The 22,692-nt window shown below is 40.8% G+C and carries 18 protein-coding genes and 1 other RNA gene; 6 read left to right on the plus strand and 13 right to left on the minus strand.

What is annotated here, in order from left to right; all coding sequences use genetic code 11:
* Window positions 1-39: 39 nt before the first annotated feature.
* From QS39_RS07700 to QS39_RS07725, 6 genes are all read right to left on the minus strand, one after another.
* Complete coding sequence (locus QS39_RS07700) at window positions 40-1,464, minus strand: NADP-dependent glyceraldehyde-3-phosphate dehydrogenase (protein ID WP_077805127.1); 1,425 nt, start codon at window positions 1,462-1,464, stop codon at window positions 40-42.
* 265 nt (window positions 1,465-1,729) lie between these two features.
* Window positions 1,730-4,009: a type I pullulanase gene (pulA, locus tag QS39_RS07705; protein WP_077805128.1), complete on the minus strand. Its 2,280-nt coding sequence runs from the start codon at window positions 4,007-4,009 to the stop codon at window positions 1,730-1,732.
* 111 nt (window positions 4,010-4,120) lie between these two features.
* Complete coding sequence (ligA, locus tag QS39_RS07710) at window positions 4,121-6,079, minus strand: NAD-dependent DNA ligase LigA (RefSeq protein ID WP_077805129.1); 1,959 nt, start codon at window positions 6,077-6,079, stop codon at window positions 4,121-4,123.
* 92 nt (window positions 6,080-6,171) lie between these two features.
* The gene (locus QS39_RS07715; RefSeq protein ID WP_077805130.1) at window positions 6,172-7,350 is read right to left on the minus strand and encodes an MFS transporter; all 1,179 of its coding nucleotides are present in this window, start codon (window positions 7,348-7,350) and stop codon (window positions 6,172-6,174) included.
* 79 nt (window positions 7,351-7,429) lie between these two features.
* Complete coding sequence (locus QS39_RS07720; protein ID WP_077805547.1) at window positions 7,430-8,293, minus strand: Rgg family transcriptional regulator; 864 nt, start codon at window positions 8,291-8,293, stop codon at window positions 7,430-7,432.
* Between the two features lie 2 nt (window positions 8,294-8,295).
* Window positions 8,296-10,197 carry an ABC-F family ATP-binding cassette domain-containing protein gene (locus QS39_RS07725; RefSeq protein ID WP_077805131.1) on the minus strand — a complete coding sequence of 634 codons (1,902 nt, stop codon included), beginning with the start codon at window positions 10,195-10,197 and terminating at the stop codon, window positions 8,296-8,298.
* Between the two features lie 153 nt (window positions 10,198-10,350).
* On the opposite strand from QS39_RS07725, the gene QS39_RS07730 reads away from it, so the two are divergent.
* Both QS39_RS07730 and QS39_RS07735 read left to right on the plus strand, forming a co-directional pair.
* Window positions 10,351-12,069, plus strand: coding sequence for a phospho-sugar mutase (locus QS39_RS07730; protein WP_077805132.1), 1,719 nt, complete (start codon window positions 10,351-10,353; stop codon window positions 12,067-12,069).
* 111 nt (window positions 12,070-12,180) lie between these two features.
* Window positions 12,181-12,528 (plus strand): DUF6568 family protein, encoded by a 348-nt coding sequence (locus tag QS39_RS07735; RefSeq protein ID WP_077805133.1) that lies wholly within the window; start codon window positions 12,181-12,183, stop codon window positions 12,526-12,528.
* 212 nt (window positions 12,529-12,740) lie between these two features.
* Here the strand turns inward: QS39_RS07735 and ssrA are convergent.
* From ssrA to QS39_RS07755, 4 genes are all read right to left on the minus strand, one after another.
* Window positions 12,741-13,088, minus strand: a transfer-messenger RNA (tmRNA) gene (ssrA, locus tag QS39_RS07740).
* Between the two features lie 61 nt (window positions 13,089-13,149).
* The gene (locus tag QS39_RS07745; RefSeq protein WP_077805134.1) at window positions 13,150-13,785 is read right to left on the minus strand and encodes an SGNH/GDSL hydrolase family protein; all 636 of its coding nucleotides are present in this window, start codon (window positions 13,783-13,785) and stop codon (window positions 13,150-13,152) included.
* Between the two features lies 1 nt (window position 13,786).
* Window positions 13,787-14,614: an HAD family hydrolase gene (locus QS39_RS07750; protein WP_077805135.1), complete on the minus strand. Its 828-nt coding sequence runs from the start codon at window positions 14,612-14,614 to the stop codon at window positions 13,787-13,789.
* A 21-nt stretch (window positions 14,615-14,635) separates the two neighbouring features.
* A complete protein-coding gene (locus QS39_RS07755) occupies window positions 14,636-15,955 on the minus strand; it encodes a CapA family protein (RefSeq protein ID WP_077805136.1) in 1,320 nt (439 codons plus the stop codon).
* Window positions 15,956-16,129: 174 nt separating this feature from the next.
* Between QS39_RS07755 and def the strand changes: the two genes are divergently transcribed.
* Window positions 16,130-16,741: a peptide deformylase gene (gene def / locus QS39_RS07760; protein WP_001272936.1), complete on the plus strand. Its 612-nt coding sequence runs from the start codon at window positions 16,130-16,132 to the stop codon at window positions 16,739-16,741.
* A gap of 44 nt (window positions 16,742-16,785) precedes the next feature.
* Window positions 16,786-17,514, plus strand: coding sequence for a 23S rRNA (guanosine(2251)-2'-O)-methyltransferase RlmB (rlmB, locus tag QS39_RS07765; RefSeq protein WP_000855742.1), 729 nt, complete (start codon window positions 16,786-16,788; stop codon window positions 17,512-17,514).
* Window positions 17,515-17,989: 475 nt separating this feature from the next.
* Here the strand turns inward: rlmB and tnpA are convergent, their stop codons facing one another.
* The 3 genes from tnpA to QS39_RS07780 all read right to left on the minus strand — a co-directional run bounded on the left by tnpA (window position 17,990) and on the right by QS39_RS07780 (window position 20,125).
* Window positions 17,990-18,454, minus strand: a complete 465-nt coding sequence (tnpA, locus tag QS39_RS07770; RefSeq protein WP_000057429.1) for an IS200/IS605 family transposase — start codon at window positions 18,452-18,454, stop codon at window positions 17,990-17,992.
* A gap of 209 nt (window positions 18,455-18,663) precedes the next feature.
* Window positions 18,664-19,563, minus strand: a complete 900-nt coding sequence (htpX, locus tag QS39_RS07775) for a zinc metalloprotease HtpX (RefSeq protein WP_077805137.1) — start codon at window positions 19,561-19,563, stop codon at window positions 18,664-18,666.
* Window position 19,564: 1 nt separating this feature from the next.
* Window positions 19,565-20,125 carry a LemA family protein gene (locus tag QS39_RS07780; RefSeq protein WP_077805138.1) on the minus strand — a complete coding sequence of 187 codons (561 nt, stop codon included), beginning with the start codon at window positions 20,123-20,125 and terminating at the stop codon, window positions 19,565-19,567.
* Window positions 20,126-20,218: 93 nt separating this feature from the next.
* Here QS39_RS07780 and rsmG point away from each other — a divergent pair, with 93 nt between their 5' ends.
* Entirely contained in the window at window positions 20,219-20,932 is a 714-nt protein-coding gene (rsmG, locus tag QS39_RS07785; RefSeq protein WP_077805139.1) for a 16S rRNA (guanine(527)-N(7))-methyltransferase RsmG, read from the plus strand.
* Window positions 20,933-21,135: 203 nt separating this feature from the next.
* On the plus strand, window positions 21,136-22,419 hold the full coding sequence (locus tag QS39_RS07790; protein WP_004236272.1) for a uracil-xanthine permease family protein: 1,284 nt from the start codon (window positions 21,136-21,138) through the stop codon (window positions 22,417-22,419).
* Window positions 22,420-22,692 lie beyond the last annotated feature (273 nt).

A 22,692-nucleotide genomic window follows, 5' to 3' on the forward strand; every position in this document is an offset into this window, starting at 1 on the left:
AAAAAACAAATCAGGAAACGAATTTCCTGATTTTATCTTTTATTTCACATCAAAAACAATGGATTTGACATTTGTCATCGCTTCAATGCTATATTTAATTCCTTGCACTCCAGCGCCAGAACCTTTGACACCAAGGAAGGGAAAATTATCTGGACCACGTTGGGTTTTATTATTAATATGAACTGTACCCACTTCAAGTTTTTCAGCAATTTCAAAGGCCTTTTTGAAATCATTTGTAAAGACTGAGGATTGAAGGCCGAATTCAGATTCGTTGGCAAAGGCAATTGCTTCTTCTACATTAGCCACACGAATAATTGGTAAAACAGGGCCAAATGGCTCTTCCCATGCTACTTTCATATCTTTTGTCACTTGGTCAAAAAGCACTGGCCAGAGAAGATTGCCTTCACGTTTGATTGGTGTAAGAGCCTGAGCCCCTTTTTCTTGTGCATCCTCAATCAAGCCCCAGATGAAGTCGGCTGAAGCATTGTCAATAACAGGTGTAATATCAGCATTGTCAAATGGATCACCAACTGTTAATTTAGCAACCTCTGCTTGAAGCAAAGTAACTAATGTATCTGCTACACTGTCAAGAACAATGACACGTTTAATGGCCGTGCAACGTTGGCCTGAGTAGCTAAAGGCTCCCGCAACAATTTGCTTGGCAGCATGTTCCAAATCTGCATCTTCTAGTACAAGAGCTGCATCTTTCCCACCAAGCTCCAGCATGATAGGACGCATACCAGCTAAACGACCAATACGTTCTCCAATAGGAGTTGAACCTGTAAAGTTGATGAAGTTGACTTCTTTGTGCTCAATGATATAATCCCCAATTTCTGAACCACGACCCGTAATGGTATTGAAAACGCCTGCTGGAATCCCTGCTTCTTCAAAGGCTTTAGCCAACAAGAGACCAGAAATGGAACCTTGTGTTGGTGGCTTAAACATAACCACATTCCCTGCAATCAAGGCCGGAGCAATCTTAGATCCAGAAAGGTTGACTGGATAGTTAAAGGGAGCAATAGCTAGCACAACACCAACTGGCTCACGACGGACAACAGCCAGTTTGTTTTTACTTGCTGCCTCAAAACCACCACCTTCCATTGCTTGTCCAGTGATACGGAGACCTTCCTCAGCAGCATAGCGGATCAAGTCTGCGGTACGCACTACTTCTCCAATGGCTGCTTTAATTCCTTTTGCTACTTCTTTGGCAAGGATAGTACCAATTTCTTCCTTATCACGTTCTAAAATAGCTGCTGTTTTATGCAAATAAGCCGCACGTTCAACTGCTGATAAAGCTCGCCATGCTGGCAATGCTGCACGCGCAGCTTGCATAGCCTCATCTACTTCTGCTTGGCTCATAGCGGGTACTTTCCCTAATTCTTCTTGATTGATTGGTGAATAAATCGTAATTTCTTTTTCAGATGATTTCCATTCTCCATTTACTAAATTCTTATATCTTGTCAAATTCTCGTCCTCCTGAAAATGATTAGATATATTTTACCAAATTTTCAGAAAATTACAACCCTTTTTACAATATTTTTGAGATTATTTTCACAAGCTTGACTTTTCAAACTATTTGAACTCTTTTGTTAAGCAGTCAGTACAAGAAGAAAAGGCTTAGATGAACTAAACCTTTTTCTTGCTATACTATTTTTCATTGAATTTTATAATTTCTAGTATCAAAATATCCTAGAAATTATACGACATACTTGATAACTTTTGATTTTTTCTACAAGACTTTAAAGACGCTGGCACTGACGCCACCAACCATGTCTTTATCACTTAAATGGCTATTGGTCACCAATAGTTCTAAATTTCCAGCATTTTCAAACTGGAAGTCTTGCCCTTTAGCATTAAATACAACCAGTAAATGGTCTTCCCCTTGAATCTCATAGACAATCAAACCACTATGTTCATTTGCTGAATGAACAAAAACATGATGGTAAATTTCATCATAAGTAGGGTAAGAAAAGGCACCGGTTCCTGTCTTCAATCGAATCATCTGACGGATAAACTCAATACTATCTTGACGCTCATTAATCAAATCCCAGTTCACTTGGTTCACACTGTCTGGAGCATTATAGCTATTCATAGCACGCTCTCTATCATCATGGGTCAACTCACCATTTTCACCAGTCGCAACTAGTTTGGTACGACCAAATTCTTGACCGATTTCCATAAAGGCCATCCCTTGCATGAGTAGGTTCATAGCTGTGGCTGTCTCAACCTTGCGCATGATTTGTTCTGAACTTTGGTCTGGATGAAGAGTTGCCAATAAATCGTGAAGATTGTAATTGTCATGGGCTTCCACATAGTTAAGTACTTGATTTGGATGTGTATAGGTTCCTAATTCACGACTTCCTAGGATTGCTTTAGCTAGAATTGGCTCTGTCGCAGCACCACTGACAAAACCTGACTTGATAGCACCGTAAACTTCTCCACCTTTGACAGCATCACGCTGATTGTCATTAAAGAAACCAATATTTGGCATTTCGTAGGCGTTGTCTTTCTTAGCCTTATCATAAGGCGCAAGACCTGTTCCCATGTCCCAACCTTCTCCATAAAGGATAATGTTAGGGTCAATTTCATCCAAGCTTTGACGAATCATCTGCATAGTCTTGACATCATGAATCCCCATCAAATCAAAACGGAAGCCGTCAATATTGTATTCCTGCACCCAGTATAGAAGAGAATCAATCATATACTTGCGGAACATTTCGTGTTCACTGGCTGTTTCATTTCCAACGCCTGTTCCATTCTGGAAGGTACCGTCTGGATTCATACGATAATAGTAATCAGGGACAGTTGTTTGGAAAGGTGCATCAACAACTGAGAAGGTATGGTTATAGACCACATCCATAATAACACCAATTCCCGCATCGTGGTAAGCTTGAACCATGGTTTTCAAATCACGAATGACCTGAGCTGGGTCATCTGGATTAGTTGAAAAACTAGTTTCTGGCGCGTTATAGTTTTGTGGGTCATAACCCCAGTTGTAGGTTACATTTCCATCCTCATCATATTCTTTATGACGGTCTGCAATTGGTTGCAACTGAACATAATTGTAGCCTATCTTCTTAATGTAATCAAAAGCAGTTGCTTGGCCGTACTGGTTAACCGTCCCTGTCTGAGCCGCACCCAAGAAAGTTCCTCTAAGATGTTCATCCACACCTGAGGTCGGTGATTTGGTCAAATCACGAATGTGCATTTCACAAATAACTGCCTTACATGGATTTGCCAAGCGCCAAGTAGCCTCTGAACCGTGCTTGACCTCGAAGTTTGCAACTTGCTTTTCTTCATGGCTCAGGATAGCTGAACGTTTGCCATCAGGACTAGTCGCGATGGTGTAGGGGTCGCGTGTCACTGTTTGGTGATGAGGGAATTGGACTTGATACTGATAAGCCTTACCAGTCAAATCTTCCTCAACATCCAAACTCCAGACACCGATTGTATTGTCCTTATGATTATAAGAGTAGCTATTTCCTCTCTCCATATCAAAAGTTTTCCAAACTGGTGCATCATTAGCAGCTGATTCATAAACAACTACCTGCACTTCTGTCGCTGTCGGAGCCCAGAGGACGAAATGTGCCTGATTATCCTCTACACGGCACCCCAATTCCCCTTGGTAGCCCCAATGGTGGTCGAAACTAGCACTATTGATAGCCTTGTCAAAGGCAAAAGGATTTTGATTTTTATAGAAAGGACTGGCAATAGCAGGATTTTCAGAATAATAAATTCTATCATCCCCTTCCAAAATCCAGACCTCTGTTAAGAGAGGATAGTGATTAAAACGGATAGCATACTCTTTACTGGTTTGGCCAGTATGAACCACAAAATTCAAGCTTTCTAAGGGATAAGCACTTGGGTGTTCGAAACTAAATAAAGCACCAAAATAATCTTCTTTGTAGGTTAGCAAATCAATTCGCTGGTCCTGACTTTTTACAAAAGAGCAAGTGTCATATTCTCCATTCTTGCGGTGGTAATGAATGCGCATAGGGTAGTTATACATTTTTTATTTTTCCTTTTTTTATTTGTTTCTGTTTTACTAATAAATTTTTGACTAATTTTGTCCCGATTAACAAACTAGTTATACTGTCTAAACTCTGGGTTTAAACTATCATTACAGACTTTCTAGCCAAGCTTCATCTTGAACCTCTATACCAAGTTCTTGTGCTTTTTGCAGTTTACTTCCAGCATCTGCTCCTGCAACGACGAGGTCGGTCTTTTTAGAAACGCTGCCTGTTACCTTAGCACCTAGACTTTCGAGTTTATTTTTAGCTTCTGAGCGCTTGAGTCGTTCCAATTTTCCAGTCAATACCACGGTCAAACCTGACAAGGCTGCATCTGCTACTACTGTCTGACCTTTATAGTCCAGATTGACTCCAGCTTCTGTTAATTCTCTGAGGAGAATTTCAGAGCCTTCTGTCGCAAAATAAGTCTGGAGACTCTTGGCAATCACACCACCCAGACTCTCAATACTAGCAACTTCCTCTGGATCTGCCTGGGCCAGATTTTCAATCGAGTGAAAATGTTGAAGTAAAAGCTGACTGGCCTTGCTTCCGACATGACGAATTCCCAAACCAAACAAGAGTTTTTCAGCAGAGTTTTCCTTAGATGCTTGAATGGCTTGATACAGTTTAGCAGCGGACTTTTCCTTAACACCTTCTAAAAGGAGGAAATCTTCTTCTTGTAATCGGTAAATATCTGCCACATCCTTGACTAGATTGGCAGCAAATAGTTTCTCAACGATAGATGGACCAAGGCCTGTAATATTCATAGCATCACGAGAAGCAAAGTGAATCAAGCCTTCCATGATTTGAGCAGGACAACGCGGATTGATACAACGCAGGGCAACTTCATCTTCAAAGTGCAACAAATCAGAGTCACAACTTGGACAGTTTGTAGGGATATCTAGTTTTTCTTCAGAAACCCGTTTGGACTCTACCACACGTAAAACGGCAGGGATGATGTCCCCAGCCTTATAGACGATAACCGTGTCCTCTTTGCGGATATCTTTTTCAGCAATATAATCCACATTGTGTAGAGTCGCACGGCTAACAGTTGTCCCAGCAAGCTGAACGGGAGTCAGATTGGCAGTTGGAGTCACAACGCCGGTACGACCAACTGTCCAATCAACTGATAAGAGTTTAGCTTCTTTTTCCTCAGCAGGAAACTTGTAGGCTACTGCCCACTTTGGAGCCTTAACGGTAAAACCAAGTTCTTCTTGACCTGCTAGGTCATTGACCTTGATCACCACCCCATCGATATTATAAGGCAGATTGTCCCGTTCCTCTCCTACTTCTTGGATAAAATTCCAGATTTCATCTATATTTTCAGCCAAGATTCGCTTAGGATTGACCACAAAACCAAGTTGTTCTAGGTGCTTCAAAACCTTTTCTTGACTGTCACGAGTTGAAGGGCTAGCTTCTTGATAGAGAAACGTTGCAAGATTGCGCTTGGCAACTACTGCTGTATCCAACTGTCGCAGGGTTCCTGCCGCCGCATTACGAGGATTGGCAAATTCAGGCTCTCCATTTTCTTGGCGAGCTTGGTTAACTTGGTCAAAAGAAGCGCGTGGCATGTAACATTCCCCACGAACTGTGATATCTAGTTCTTCTGGCAAGGTCAAAGGAATGTCCTTAACACGTTTGAGATTTTCTGTTATATTTTCACCAATAGAACCATCTCCACGCGTTGCCCCAGCAACTAAAATCCCCTTTTCATAAGTAAGCGAGATTGACAAACCATCGATTTTCAGCTCACAAATATAGGTTGGATGAGCCACTTCCTTACGAACACGCGCATCAAAAGCTTCAAGCTCCTCACGTGAAAAAGCATCCTGCAAACTATAAAGAGGATACTGATGACTGTATTTTTCAAAACCATCTAAAACTTTGCCACCAACACGATGGGTCGGACTGTCTGCTAATACTTGATCTGGATAGGTAGCCTCCAACTCAACCAACTCACGGTAAAGGCGGTCATACTCACTATCTGAAACCGAGGGATTATCGCTGGTATAGTACTCAGCCGCATAGCGATTGAGCAAGGCGACTAACTCATTCATTCTTTTATTCATAAAACCATTTTACCATAAAACAAGCCCTCCTCACAAACGAGAAGGGCGGAAAAAACACTTAGATTGGAATTATTTTTAAAACTCAAACAGACTTATGTCTCTTTTTTGAAATGAGTTCGAACATATCCGAGAGCTAAGAAAGATAAGGCGACAACTCCAAGTCCAATAATCAAGAAAGAATAAAGATGGACACTTGGAAGCCAGATCATTAAACCTGTTGCAATAGGCATAAATAGTATAGCTAAGGTATAAATCGAACTGAGAACTCTACCAAGATATTCACCTTCAACCTTGGTTTGTACTTGAGTAAAAAAGTGAATATTGAATATCGTCATAAATAATTCACAAATGAAATTCCCTGAAAAAGTCAGATAGGATGGGAGAGTGAATCCCATTATCATCACCCCAAGTCCAGTCAGAGCCAATAAAAACAGAAGCATTTCCATACTAGCTTTAATCTTACTAGCTAGCAGCGCCCCAACAATAGACCCAATAGCACCCATTGTTAAAATAGTGGCATAAGCACCTTGAACTCCATAGAGCTGATTTGAAAAGGGGAGGAGGTAATTAAAGGCTGCGAAGAAAAAATTGACACTTGAAGCCATGACTAACAAAAAGAAGATTTCCTTTTGCTTCACAATATAGTGAACCCCCTCCTTGATATCAGAAAAAATAACTTTGAATGTTAGTTTCTTCTCACCCATAGTCTTCTCTTCTTTCTTTGGAAGCAAGGCTACTAAGCCAAAAGCGAGAAAAAAACTAAGGGCATCTAATACCAAGGTAATGCGAAGACTTGCAAATTGTAAGACCAGAAAAGATAGTACAGGGGAACTCACACTGACAACCTGCATCACTAATTCCAAACGAGAATTGTAGAGGACCAGTTCATCCTTCTCTACCAATTCTGTGATAATGGCCTTATTTGCCGGTCTAGAAAAGGCAAAAGCAATAGCCTGCACAATGTTAGCAACAATCAAAGCCCCAATCATCCAGCTATCATTCCTTATGAAAGAAATAGCCAGACAAAGAATCCCACAAACAAGGTCTGTCGCCATTAAAATCTTACGACGAGAAAATCGGTCTGAAATGACTCCGCCAAAGGGATTTACGAGAATAGATGTGACGAGTTCAGAAATCTGATACATTCCTAAAACAGTCTGCCCGATAGTCCCCATGGAAGCCAACCAGACACTATTTCCATAATCATAGAGCATATTCCCTATCTTGTTAACAGCTCCACGACTAATCAACTGTACTGCGTAGCGATTCATATAAAAACTCCTCTCAAATTTTGAAACTATTGTATCAAAACCGAAAGGAGCTTTTTATTTCTTCCCTTATTTGGGAAAATTAATCTTTGACAAATTTTTCGTAGTGTTCCTGATAGTAGGCTACTTGCTCTGGAAGACCTAACACATCAAAAATATGCATGGCCTCTTGCATCTGCTTACAGCCTTCTTTACACTGTCCCTTTTGGTACAAGGCAAAACCTTTTAAGTAATGTAAAATATTCCGTTCATACAGACTAATGTTTTTACCAATAATCTTCTCTGTATAAGTCTCAAAATAGCTTGCATTGTCAAAAGAAAGATGCTCTAAACAATGCTGGTAACAATTGAGGGCCAAAATCAACACTAATCTCTTATGGCGACCAATCTCTTGGTAAAATTCTTCCCTCTCCATAACTTCTCTACCAATCCGAGTGACATAGTCCACATCGTAGAAACTATAGAGGTTACCAAACAGAATCAATTCATACATGGTCCATTCTTCTGTTTTGAAGAGATAATCTGCTACCTTATCCAAATCATCCTGCTTCATCTCATAAGTCGCATCTCTTTGACAAATCAGACCTTGTAGCAAAATCCAGTTCAGCTCAAAATAGAGGGGATTTGTCGAACTCTTAGCCTTTTCAAGTTGTTCTTCTTGAAGCTTTTGAAAACCTGCAATATCATTTGAGTAGTAAAGCGGAATAATTTGTCCCATCATGGCAACATGTTCATGATTGTGAAAATCCCTTGCCTTATCCATGAAATTTTCAATTGTGACATGAATGTTATCCAAAAGCTCAAAGAAACGTGAGACTGCTAGGTCAGACTCCCCAAGCTCAAAGCGAGATAACTGAGAGGTTGAACAGGATTCCCCTGCCGCCTCCTTTAAAGAATAATTTCCACTTGTTCGAAATTCACGAAATACTTTTCCAAGATGTTCCATCTTTACACCTGCTCTGATAATTCTTCCCATTCAAGCATAGCTTCTTCCTGACGGTGGCTAATTTTGTCCAGCTCAGCCTGCAATTCCATCAGTTTGTCGGCATCGTTTGTTTCCAACATTTGTTCAGAAATAGCTTGGCTTTGACTTTCTAACTCTTCTATTTCAGCTTCTAGATTTTCAATTTGTCGCATGAGTTTGCGAACTTCTTTTTGACTTTCTTTCTGAGCTTGATAGTCATTAACTGGACTTGATTCTTTTGCTTGATTGTTAGTTGAAGCTTCCTCAGTCTGACTCATTTCTACTTCTACTTTCTTCTCAACATAGTAGTCGTAATCTCCCAGATAAAGAGTCGAACCCTTCTCAGACAATTCCAGTACATGAGTTGCCACACGATTGATAAAGTAACGGTCATGGCTAACGAATAGAAGAGTACCATCGAAGTCAATCAAGGCATTTTCCAACACTTCCTTGCTATCAATATCCAAGTGGTTGGTTGGCTCATCCAGAATCAAGAAGTTGTTGTTCTCCATAGACAATTTAGCCAAAAGCAAACGAGCTTTCTCTCCACCTGACAACATACCAACTGATTTTTTAACATCATCTCCTGAGAAAAGGAAGGCCCCAAGACGGTTGCGGATTTCAACTTCTGGCGTCAGTTTAAAATCATTCCAGAGTTCATCTAGGACCGTATTACTTGGTGTTAGCTTGCTTTGAGTTTGATCATAGTATCCAACCTCAACATTAGCGCCAAAGCGCTTTTCACCCTTGATAAACGGAATCTGCTCCACGATTGATTTGATAAAGGTTGACTTGCCGATACCATTTGGACCAACGATAGCGACAGCATTCATTTTACGAAGGTCTAGGTTAATCGGTTGTGACAAGACTTCCCCGTCATAGCCAACAGCTGCATTTTCAACAGTCAATACAACATTACCCGACATTTTCTCAGACTGGAAGGTCATGTTAGCAGATTTTTTACCAGCTTCAGGCTTGTCTAAGCGGTCCATTTTTTCTAGTTGTTTACGACGGGATTGGGCACGTTTGGTCGTCGAAGCACGGACTAGATTGCGATTGACAAAGTCTTCCAGAGCAGCGATTTCCTTTTGTTGCTTTTCATAGTTTTTTGCTTCAGTAGCTAGCTTCTGCTCCTTTAATTCGACAAAACGAGAGTAATTACCCACATAACGATCCAAAGAATGCTTGGTCAAATCCAGCGTAATTATCGCAACCTTGTCCAAGAAATAACGGTCGTGGCTGACGATAATGAGGGCACCGCTATAATTTACCAAGTAATTCTCTAGCCAGGCAATGGTTTCGATATCCAAGTGGTTGGTTGGCTCGTCCAAGACCAAGAGATTAGGCTTTTCAAGGAGCATTTTGGCCAGCGCCAGACGGGTATTTTGACCACCAGAAAGCTCAGCAATTTTCATCTGCCACATAGACTCGTCAAACTTGAATCCATTCAAAATCGCTCGAATATCAGCTTCATAGGTAAAACCACCTGCTTGGCGAAAATTCTCAGATAAGCGGTCGTAATCTGACATCAGCTTATTCAAGTCCTCACCAGACTTTTCCCCCATCTCCAGCTCCATCTGACGAAGTTGTTTCTCCGTCCGACGTAAGTCATCAAAGACATGAAGCATTTCATCGTAGATGGTATTTTCAGACTCAAAACGGCTATCTTGGGCTAGGTAAGATAGAGAAATATCTTTTTTCTTATTGATTTCTCCGCTAGTTGGCTCCTCTTCTCCAACCAAAATCTTCAAAAGAGTAGACTTACCTGCTCCATTTTTCCCAACAAGGGCAATCCTGTCTCGTTCATCAACCTGCAGGTTGATATTATCAAAAAGAACCTCTCCTGCAAAAGAACGTTCAATTTTATTAGCTTGTAAAATAATCATACAAGTAGTATAGCATGTTTCCCAAAGGCATTCAAGACTTGATAAACAGGCATATGTCACTACTTTTCTGAAAATTATGCTACCGTTTTACTAAAACGCTAAAAAGTGCTATAATGTGAACGGTTAAAACAATTTATAAAAAGGAGAATTTTAATGTCTTACCAAGAAAATTACCAGAAATGGGTTGATTTTGCGGAGCTTCCTGACTATCTTCGTCAAGATTTGGAAAATATGGACGAAAAAACAAAGGAAGATGCCTTCTATACAAATCTTGAATTTGGTACTGCAGGTATGCGTGGCTTGATTGGTGCTGGTACAAACCGCATCAACATCTACGTTGTTCGCCAAGCTACTGAAGGTTTGGCTCGTTTGATTGAGTCAAAAGGTGGAAACGAAAAAGAACGAGGTGTCGCAATCGCCTACGATAGCCGTCACTTCTCACCTGAGTTTGCCTTTGAATCTGCGGCAGTTCTTGCTAAACACGGCATCAAATCTTACGTATTTGAAAGCCTTCGTCCAACTCCAGAACTATCATTTGCAGTTCGTCACCTCAACTGTTTCGCGGGTATCATGGTCACAGCCAGCCACAACCCTGCACCATTTAACGGGTACAAGGTTTACGGTGAAGACGGTGGACAAATGCCTCCACACGACGCAGATGCTTTGACTACTTATATCCGTGCAATCGAAAACCCATTTGCAGTTGAAGTTGCTGATGTGGAAGCTGAAAAAGCTTCTGGCTTGATTGAAGTTATCGGCGAAGCTGTCGATGTAGAATACCTCAAAGAAGTCAAAGATGTGAACATCAACCCAGCCTTGATTGAAGAATTCGGTAAAGACATGAAGATTGTCTACACACCACTTCATGGTACTGGTGAGATGTTGGCTCGTCGTGCTCTTGCCCAAGCAGGATTTGACTCAGTTCAAGTCGTTGAAGCGCAAGCAACTGCTGACCCAGACTTCTCAACTGTAAAATCTCCAAACCCAGAAAGCCAAGCAGCTTTTGCTCTTGCTGAAGAACTTGGTCGTCAAGTTGGTGCAGATGTTCTTGTGGCAACTGACCCTGATGCTGACCGTGTTGGTGTTGAAGTTCTTCAAAAAGATGGTAGCTACCTCAACCTTTCAGGTAACCAAATCGGTGCAATCATGGCTAAATACATCTTGGAAGCCCACAAAAACGCTGGAACTCTTCCTAAAAATGCAGCCCTATGTAAATCTATCGTATCAACTGACTTGGTAACGAAGATTGCTGAAAGCTACGGCGCAACTATGTTCAACGTCTTGACTGGTTTCAAATTCATCGCTGAAAAAATTCAAGAATTCGAAGAAAAACACAACCACACTTACATGATGGGATTTGAAGAAAGCTTCGGTTACTTGATTAAACCATTCGTACGTGATAAAGATGCTATCCAAGCTGTTCTTGTCGTTGCTGAACTTGCTGCCTACTACCGTTCACGTGGTTTGACCCTTGCTGACGGTATCGAAGAAATCTACAAAGAATACGGCTACTACGCTGAAAAAACTATCTCTGTTACTCTTTCAGGTGTCGATGGTGCTGAACAAATCAAAGCAATTATGGCTAAATTCCGTAACAATGCTCCAAAAGAATGGAACGCAACAGCTATCACTGTCGTAGAAGACTTCAAGGCTCAAACTGCCACTGCTGCTGACGGAACTGTTACAAACTTGACAACTCCTCCAAGTGATGTTTTGAAATACACACTTGCTGACGGTTCATGGATTGCTGTTCGCCCTTCAGGTACAGAACCAAAAATCAAATTCTACATTGCAGTTGTAGGTGAAACCAACGAAGAATCACAAGCTAAGATTGCTAATATCGAAGCAGAAATCAATGCTTTTGTAAAATAAAGTCCTATAAAAGATGAGACCAACCAATCTCATCTTTTTTTCGTATCAAATCTAAGCAATTTTAGAAACTTTATGGCATACTAGACTTATCAATGAAAGCGAGGTAATCTCATGGAACAATTTTTAGATAATATCAAAGACCTTGAAGTCACTACAGTTGCGCGTGCGCAAGAAGCTCTTGATAAAAAAGAAACTGCAACCTTCTTTATCGGTCGCAAAACTTGCCCTTACTGCCGTAAATTTGCAGGTACATTGGCAGGTGTCGTAGCTGAAACCAAAGCTCACATCTACTTCATCAATAGTGAAGAAGTAAGCCAACTCAATGAGTTGCAAGAATTCCGCTCACGCTATGGAATTCCAACTGTACCAGGCTTCGTTCACATTGCAGATGGACAAATCAATGTCCGTTGCGACTCTTCAATGTCAGCACAAGAAATCAAAGATTTCGCTGGATTGTAAAAAATCAGCTAACAAGTTTTAAAATCACAAAAACGCATAATGGAGCCGAAGAACGCTTTGCGAAGTATATAGATTTCTAGGATACGACAAAAATGTTGTATCCTTTGTTGTATCCTTTTTTTGCAAAAGAATACCAAGGAATACTAAAGACAAAAATAAAAAACGTTGATTTAACAACGTTTTACCAAGGAATGCAAAAGAATGCAAAGGAATAATGGAGCCGGTGGGAGTCGAACCCACGTCCAAACACCTGCCAACATATTTGTCTACAACCATAGGTTATGTATTATTTTAACAGTCCCTCGACACATAACTCAAGCCTAGAAACTGCGAGTCTATCAATCTCTTATCAAGCCGCTAGACAAGACTTGATCGTATCTCGCTAATAATAAGACCTGTCATTGAACACGAGCAATTCAAATCGGGTCACGCCTGCTGGTGTTTAGGCAGCTAGAGCGTAAGAAGTGTTATTTTTTGCAGTTATATTTAACTGAGCGTTTACGTCGCCACACGAGTCGCAAAATATGCCTCATAATGCCTGTCGAATCCGTAACGACCCCAAAAGACAATAAAACCATTATACCTTATCTAAGTCAAAAATGCAAAAAGGAAATCAACTAACTAAAAAAGATAGTCTTTCAAGGTTTCTGACAAAACTTGATAACCGGAAACACTGAGGTGCAGCCCATCAGTTGTGTAGTCTTTTTTGAGTTGGCCTGCTTGGCCTGTCAAACTATCAAAAACTGGCACAAATTCCACCTGCATATAGGCAGAAGCAAGCTCTTGATAGGCTTGATTCCATTTCTGAATTTTTTCATTTGTGCGGATATAGACTGTCTGCTTGTACTCCTCTCCCTCATTGACTGGCAAAATAGAAAGCAATTTAATCTCAGTCAATGGATAATCGTGAGTAATGGATTGTATGATAGCTTCGAGATTATTGAGAGTCTCATTCACAGGCACATCTTTTCCGATATCATTTGTCCCAATTAAAAGGACAATTTTATCTACTGCTCCACCGTACAGATGCGCATCTAGATTTTCTAATAACAGCCCTGTCTGATAACCTCGAATGCCTCGATTGACAATCGTTTTCGAAGTCCCAAATAGTTCCTGCAGAGGATAATATTCGACAATGGAATCCCCAATAAAAAGAATGTCTGGCTCTACAACAGAAACCTGATTTAAGTGACGATACTTGGTTTGGATTTTTTCTTGTTCCTTTAGTAACCAATTTTCTAATAACTGTACTGCCACTTCATTCTCCTTTTTCTAACCAGTTTTCCAAGACTTGATAAACTCCGCTTTGGCTGTTGGCTGGCGCTAGAGCAGTCGCCACAGCTTTGGCTTTCTCATCAGCATTTTCCATCGCATAGGCAATTCCAGCCATTTCAAGCATTTCAACATCATTTTCACTGTCACCAAAAGCCATAATTTGTTGGGGCTTCAAGTCCCAACGCTTGAGTAATTCTTCCAAGCCCCATGCTTTATGAATCCCAGCTTGAAGGATATCAATGCAACCATAGCCACTGGATACAGCCCGAACACGACCATCAAAGAGGTCATTGATTTCTTCCAAAACCGAACTCAAACGCTCTTCACCAACAACCATACTCATCTTGAGCACACCTCCAAAAAGGTCAGATGTTAACTCATCCACAAACTGCATCCGTTGGTAGAATTTTTCAATCATTTCTGGAGTCATAAAACTTTCAAGGTCTGTGAAAATCGTACCTTCCTTGACGAAACCACCCTTCATAGCCGTCACAACAAACTGATCCTGACACGCTCGACCCTTGAAATGAGCCAAAGCCTTATCGACAATGGCATCATCCCAAGTCTGAGCCTGAATCAGTTCATTGTTTTCAAAAATACGAGCACCGTTTGCAACCACCAGAACCACTCGATCCACCAAGTGCCCCAGCAATTGCCTCATGCGGTGAATTTCATTGCCCGTCGCGATGACAAAACGAATCCCCCTTTGATCCAACTGATCTAAAATCTTTTCCAAGCGTGGAAGATCAAGCTGGCCTCTAGCATCCAGCAAGGTCCCATCCATATCTGTCGCAATTACCTTAATCGTCATTTACTTTCCTCTGGATTCAAACTAATCCCACTTCAATCCCACATGTTCGTTCATTTCTTTATAGGCTGTATCAATTCGTTCCTTAGTCGCTTCATCTAATTGATCACGATGACTGCCACCCTCTATGAAATCTTCCAAGATATAGGTTTGATAATGATATAAAGGATAGCCTTCTGGTGAAAAGGTTCCCTTTGGTGTTCGATTGACCCAAGTAGGATGAGCTTTAGCTGTTCCGATAGTTGTTTTTCCATCCTTCTTCTTAATGGTCACATCCATGAGAACGCCCCGTTCAGTCCACTTAGCATTTTCTACCCCTTGCATGGTCTCAATCCGTTGATTGGAAATGAAGTTCCCCATTGAATAGATAATGAGTTTCTTGTCCCCATCTTTTTCAACAATTTCAGACGGTTCAACTACGTGTGGATGCCCTCCAAAGATAATATCTGCTCCCCAATCAATCATCTTGTGATAAAGAGCTTTTTGCTCTTCAGTCGGTTCTATGCGATACTCAACACCCATTTGTGGCATGATAATAGTGATATCTGCTTCCTTTTCCGCCCGTTCAATTTCAGACTTCATTTTATTCTCATCTAAATCTGAAAGATAGTGATTATAATCCTCTTGAGAAATATTTTGCTCAATTCCATTAAATCCATAAGAATAAGCCAAAAGTGCAACCTTGATACCATTCACTTCCTTAATGACCAGCGGAGCCTGATCACGTGGCTCGTGCGTATAAACTCCGATTGGAGTGATTCCAGCCTTCTCAATAATATCGGCCGTTGAAATAACCCCCTCAATTTGCGAATCCAAAATATGATTATGAGCCAAATCTAGAACATGATAACCTGCATCCTTAATGGCATCCATAACTTCAACAGGAGCATTAAAGAGAGGATAACCCGCTAAATAATGATCCTTATTAATGGTTCCTTCAAAGTCACCAATAGCTAAGTCTGCTTGCTTAAGCCAAGGAGTAACATACTCAAAATTCTCATGAAAATCATACGTTCCATCATCTTTTTTTGCTGAAAAGTAAAGAATATCATGATAAAGCAAATCACCATGAGCCATAATTCTAGCAGTTTTTTCGTCTTCCTGCTCCTGAGACTTTTTCTTAGTTCCTTCTTGAGAAATAGTATCTCGTTTTTGACTGGTCATAGACATGCCTTGGAATCTTTCAAACAACAAGACCAAACCCATTGATAAAGCAACAGCTAGCAAGAGTATCACCACAAATCCCTTGTTGCTCCACTTACGATAACGTCTAAAAAAGTTGACTAAACCTTTCACAAAACGAAAAACTGGTCCACGTTTATATCTATCTTGTCTTCTTTGCATCTTCATTCTCCCTACTTTCTAATGCAAGCCTTTTCTTTTTATTATATCACAGATAAGTAATTCTTTCACAATTGAATTGAACCTAGTAGGCATTTTCTATAAAAGCTCGATGCCGTAATGCTTTCAATCCTTGTCATTTTGTGATATCATGTAGAAGTAATGAAAGGAGAGAAAATGTCTGCTATAGAACGTATTACAAAAGCTGCTCACTTAATTGATATGAAAGATATTATCCGCGAGGGGAATCCGACTCTTCGTGCAGTTGCTGAGGAAGTCACTTTTCCCTTGTCTGACCAAGAAATCATCCTTGGCGAAAAGATGATGCAATTCCTTAAACATTCCCAAGATCCTGTCATGGCTGAAAAAATGGGACTCCGCGGTGGAGTTGGACTTGCTGCTCCTCAATTAGATATCTCAAAACGCATTATCGCTGTTTTGGTGCCTAATATTGTTGAAGAAGGCGAAACTCCAGAGGAAGCCTACGATTTGCAAGCCATTATGTACAATCCAAAAATCGTCTCTCACTCTGTTCAAGACGCTGCTCTTGGAGAAGGAGAAGGTTGCCTGTCTGTTGACCGCAACGTGCCTGGCTATGTAGTCCGCCATGCTCGCGTCACTGTTGACTACTTTGATAAAGATGGAGAAAAACACCGTATCAAACTCAAAGGCTACAACTCCATCGTTGTTCAGCATGAAATTGACCACATCAACGGTATCATGTTTTACGATCGTATCAATGAAAAAGACCCATTTGCAGTTAAAGATGGTTTACTGATTCTGGAATAAAGAAAATCCCGTTGCAAGACGGGGTTTTGTGTTATAATAGAGGCATGAAAACAAATGATATTGTCTATGGCGTCCACGCCGTTACCGAAGCCCTCCTTGCAAACACAGGAAACAAACTTTACCTCCAAGAAGATCTCCGAGGTAAGAATGTTGAGAAAGTCAAAGAACTGGCTACAGAAAAAAAGGTATCCATTTCTTGGACTTCAAAAAAATCCCTCTCTGAGATGACTGAAGGTGCTGTCCACCAAGGTTTTGTTCTACGAGTGTCTGAATTTGCCTATAGCGAGCTGGATCACATCCTTGCCAAAACACGCCAAGAAGAAAATCCTTTGCTATTAATTCTGGACGGGTTAACCGACCCCCATAATCTGGGTTCTATCTTGCGAACAGCCGATGCAACCAACGTTTCAGGTGTCATCATTCCCAAACACCGTGCTGTCGGAGTAACACCTGTCGTTGCCAAAACAGCCACAGGTGCTATTGAGCACGTTCCAATTGCTCGAGTGACCAATCTAAGCCAAACTCTGGACAAACTCAAGGATGAAGGCTTCTGGACCTTTGGAACGGATATGAACGGTACTCCTTGCCACAAGTGGAATACAAAAGGGAAAATCGCCCTCATCATCGGAAATGAAGGAAAAGGTATCTCTAGTAACATCAAAAAACAGGTCGATGAAATGATTACCATTCCGATGAATGGACATGTTCAAAGCCTTAATGCCAGTGTTGCTGCAGCCATTCTCATGTACGAAGTTTTCCGAAATCGCCTATAAAAGAGGCTGGACAAAAACCAGATTCTAAATAAAACCGCTCAGTGATTTCAGTTTTACTCACAATCAAGCTGAAAACAACTGTGTGGTTTTTGAATAGCTGATTTGTAAAATCCATGCTCGTGAAAATGAATTCAAGCTCTACTATGCTGGTCTAGTTGTCTCTAACACACACTCTGAGCTCACCAAAAATATTCTCTAATTTTCGAAAAACGAGATCAGTTGCCCTCCTCCATTTGACATAGATGCTAGATTCTTCTTCGATATATCATGTGTTCTGAACGAAGTTTCCTAAAGAAATTCTAAGTTGTATCGTAACAAATTGGTTTCTGTATAATCATGACCACCCGTCAAACGGGTGGTTTGTTCCAGGGCTATAAGCCCAAATTACCAGCCAGCGCCTAAAGACGCTGGCTTTCACTTTGTTCAAGCCTTATTGCTCTTGACTCGTCACTTGCCTCTCAAAGAGGCTTTAGTATTACTTACCACTATCCCTAAAGGGATCCTCATATTCTTTTACACTTAATTTATCTAGTGCTATATCATGCTTTTCCTGTTCTTGAATATATTTCTTAATTGTGGCTTCATTAAGTCCTACTGTACTCACATAATAACCTTCCGCCCAGAAATGCCGATTCCCAAACTTATACTTGAGATTGGCGTGTTTGTCAAACATCATGAGTGCACTTTTTCCTTTTAAATAACCCATGAAACTCGAAACACTTATCCTCGGTGGAATACTTACTAACATGTGTACATGGTCTGGCATTAAGTGACCCTCGATAATTTCAACTCCTTTATAACTACACAAGCGATGAAATATTTCGCCTAAACTACTTCGATATTGATTATAGATGACTTTTCGTCTATACTTAGGGGTGAACACAATGTGATACTTACAGTGCCACTTTGTGTGCGATAAACTATGAGCCTTTTGTGCCATATTTTTCTCCTTTCGCTTTACAATTGGCTTGAACACCTTTATTGTATCGCGTTCGGAGTTTTTTTGGTATAACCTTCGACGCGCACCCGCATAGCGGGTGGTTTTTTTGTCTCGCACCTAACGGAGCGAGACGGACTAATAGTCACATAATAAAATGAGCATCTCCAACTACGAGAATGCTCATTTTTTAGGATTGTATAGGCAAATTTTTACATATGTTTTAAACGTTCAATCCGTTCTGAGATAGGTGGGTGGGTATAAAAAAGTTTTTGGAACCCTCCACCTTTCTTAGGATCATTGATATAAAGTGCACTGCTGGCATCATCGACAGGACGACTCATCGGTTTACTATTATCCAACTTACGTAGAGCATTAATCATCCCTTGAGGATTGCGCGTCAGCTCGACACTAGAAGCATCAGCTAGAAATTCCCTCTGGCGAGAAATAGCTAGTTGTACCAAGGTTGCAGCGAGAGGTGCCAGCACAATAGCTAGGAGGGAAACCACTAGCATAATGATTTCTAAGCCATTTCCATCTCGATCGTCGTCACTTCGTCTACGACCTGCACCACCCCACCACATCATGCGACCTGCCATACTAGAAAGCATGGTGATAGCACTAGCAAGAGCAACAGCAATAGTCGAAATACGGATATCGTAATTACGAATATGACTGACTTCATGTCCCATAACAGCTTCTAACTCCTCACGATTCATGATAGCTAGGAGACCTGTAGTTGCAGCAACCGCCGCATTTTGAGGGTTAGAACCTGTCGCAAAGGCATTTAAGGCTGGATCATCAATGATGAAAACACGAGGCATAGGAATCTGAGCAACCATAGCCATATCTTCTACTACATGGTAGAGGTCTGGTGCCGTTTGCTCATCAACCTCACGCGCTCCATTCATTGACATGACAATCTCTGTCGATTGAAAAATCATAGACAAGGCATAGATAAAGCCAATAATCAGTGCGATAACCAAACCACCAAGCCCAGATCGCATAAAGAGGTAACCAACCGCATAGCCAACAAGAGCTAAGAGTAGGAAAAATACCAGCAACAAAATCCACGTTTTTCGTTTATTGCTTGCAATTTGATCAAACAACATCTTAGTCACCTAAACCGCTAAAATCAACTTTAGGAACTACCTTTTCCTCTTCTGGTGTTTGAAGGAAATCTGCTGCTTTAAATCCAAACATTCCAGCGATAATATTGCTTGGGAAAGTTTCTAATTTTACATTGTAGTTGCTGACAACACTGTTGTAAAGTTGACGAGAGTAAGAAATTTTATTTTCTGTGTTTGTCAACTCCTCTTGCAATTTAACAAAGTTGGCACTAGCTTTCAAATCTGGATAGCTTTCTGCAACTGCAAAAATACCTGAAACCTGACGAGTGAGGTCATCACTAGCTTTCATAGCTTCTGCTGGTGAAGTCGCTGCAGCAACTTGATTGCGAAGTTCTGCCACCTTTTCAAGGGTAGAACCTTCATATTTAGCATAACCTTTTACAGTTTCAATCAAGTTTGGCAAGAGATCATTTCGACGTTTCAACTGAACATCAATCTGACTCCAAGCCTCCTTTGTTTGCATACGATTTTTAACCAAACCGTTATAGCTAACAATCACAAAAATAACAACAAGAGCCAAAACTCCAAGAATAATCCAAGTCATTATATAAGTCCTTTCTACTTTTAGATTAGTACCAGTATATCAAATTTTTAATGATTGTGGTAAAATAAGATCATACTAAAGAAGGAAATAACTATGAAACCAGAAACATTTTACAACTTGCTTGCCGAGCAAAATCTTCCACTTTCGGACCAGCAAAAAAAACAATTTGAACGTTATTTTGAACTCTTGGTCGAGTGGAATGAAAAGATTAATTTAACAGCTATTACGGACAAGGAAGAAGTTTATCTCAAACATTTTTACGATTCGATTGCACCTATTCTGCAAGGCTTGATTCCCAATGAAACTATCAAACTTCTTGACATCGGTGCTGGGGCAGGATTTCCTAGTCTGCCGATGAAAATCCTCTATCCTCAGCTAGATGTGACCATCATTGATTCTCTCAACAAGCGCATAAACTTCCTCCAACTTTTGGCTCAAGAACTGGATTTAGACGATGTTCATTTCTACCATGGACGTGCCGAAGATTTTGCCCAAGACAAGAACTTCCGTACTCAATATGATTTTGTAACAGCTCGTGCGGTTGCCCGCATGCAGATCTTGTCTGAATTGACTATTCCTTACCTTAAAGTTGGTGGCAAACTATTGGCACTCAAGGCCAGCAATGCGCCTGAGGAGTTAATTGAAGCTAAGAATGCCCTCAACCTCCTTTTTAGTAAGGTCGAAGACAATCTCAGCTACGCCCTACCAAATGGAGATCCGCGCTACATCACAGTGGTAGAAAAGAAAAAAGAAACGCCAAATAAATATCCACGTAAGGCTGGCATGCCAAATAAGCGCCCGCTTTAATCTTTTTAGTAAAAAAATATTTACAAAGTTTGTAATTTTTGCTATACTATCACAAGCAAAGGTTTTTAATGTCATCCCGTGAGGTGACGAAGACGCAGAAATATTTGAAACTCTTTAAAGTCTAGATTTTAAAGAAGTCTTACTCTGAGGGCCTATTGCTGTAAAATAATGGGCTCTTTTTGATGCCCAAAAGTGAGGTTTATATGAAACAAGAATCAACTGTTGATTTGTTACTAGACGTTGACCAACGTCCTTCAGCTGGAAAAGGAATTCTCCTTAGTTTCCAACACGTTTTCGCCATGTTCGGTGCGACCATCTTGGTACCATTGATTTTGGGAATGCCTGTATCTGTTGCCCTTTTTGCTTCGGGTGTCGGGACACTCATCTACATGATTTCAACTGGTTTTAAAGTTCCCGTTTATCTAGGTTCTTCATTTGCCTTTATCACAGCAATGTCACTTGCTATGAAAGAAATGGGTGGTGATGTATCTGCTGCTCAAACAGGGGTTATCTTGACTGGTTTGGTCTATGTCCTTGTGGCTGCTGGTGTTCGTTTTGCAGGTACAAAATGGATTGATAAACTCTTGCCACCAATCATCATCGGACCTATGATTATCGTTATCGGTCTTGGACTTGCAGGTTCAGCTGTTACCAACGCTGGTCTTGTAGCTGATGGAAACTGGAAAAATGCTCTTGTAGCAGTTGTTACTTTCTTGATTGCTGCCTTTATCAATACAAAAGGAAAAGGATTCCTACGAATCATTCCATTCCTCTTTGCCATTATCGGTGGTTACCTCTTCGCACTAACTCTTGGCTTGGTTGACTTTACACCAGTTCTTAAAGCTAACTGGTTTGAAATTCCTGGTTTCTACTTGCCATTTAGCACTGGTGGTGCCTTTAAAGAATACAATCTTTACTTTGGTCCAGAAACCATCGCCATCTTGCCAATCGCTATCGTAACAATTTCTGAACATATCGGAGACCATACTGTTTTGGGTCAAATCTGTGGCCGTCAATTCTTGAAAGAACCAGGTCTTCACCGTACTCTTCTTGGTGACGGTATCGCAACTTCAGTATCTGCCTTCCTTGGTGGACCAGCCAATACAACTTATGGAGAAAACACAGGGGTTATCGGTATGACTCGTATCGCTTCTGTCTCAGTTATCCGTAACGCTGCCTTCATCGCGATTGCCCTAAGCTTCCTTGGTAAATTCACTGCTTTGATTTCAACTATTCCAAACTCTGTACTTGGTGGTATGTCAATCCTTCTCTATGGGGTTATCGCCAGCAACGGTTTGAAAGTCTTGATTAAAGAACGTGTTGATTTCGCTCAAATGCGTAACCTCATCATCGCAAGTGCTATGTTGGTCCTTGGACTTGGAGGAGCTATCCTTAAACTTGGTCCAGTTACACTTTCAGGTACTGCCCTATCAGCCATGACAGGAATCATCTTGAACTTGATCTTACCATACGAAAATAAAGATTAAGAGACTTGACACAGAAAGAGAATGAACAAAAACGAGTTTCTCTTTACTAACCCCAAAAAGTTGCACAAATAATTATCGAAAGGATTTAGTTCTGTACTGCACAGGACTAAGTCCTTTTATAGTAAAATGAAGCAAAACAGTACATAATGTGGTATCGTCAATTGAAACAAGGACAAGATAAAAGAGCCTCAAAAAAAGGTATTGCAACTTGGCAATACCTTTTTTGAGGTGCTTTTTGAAAGCCATCAAATGATGACTTTCAGAGGGAGCAAA

Source organism: Streptococcus mitis, assembly GCF_002005545.1.
Taxonomy (GTDB): domain Bacteria; phylum Bacillota; class Bacilli; order Lactobacillales; family Streptococcaceae; genus Streptococcus; species Streptococcus mitis_I.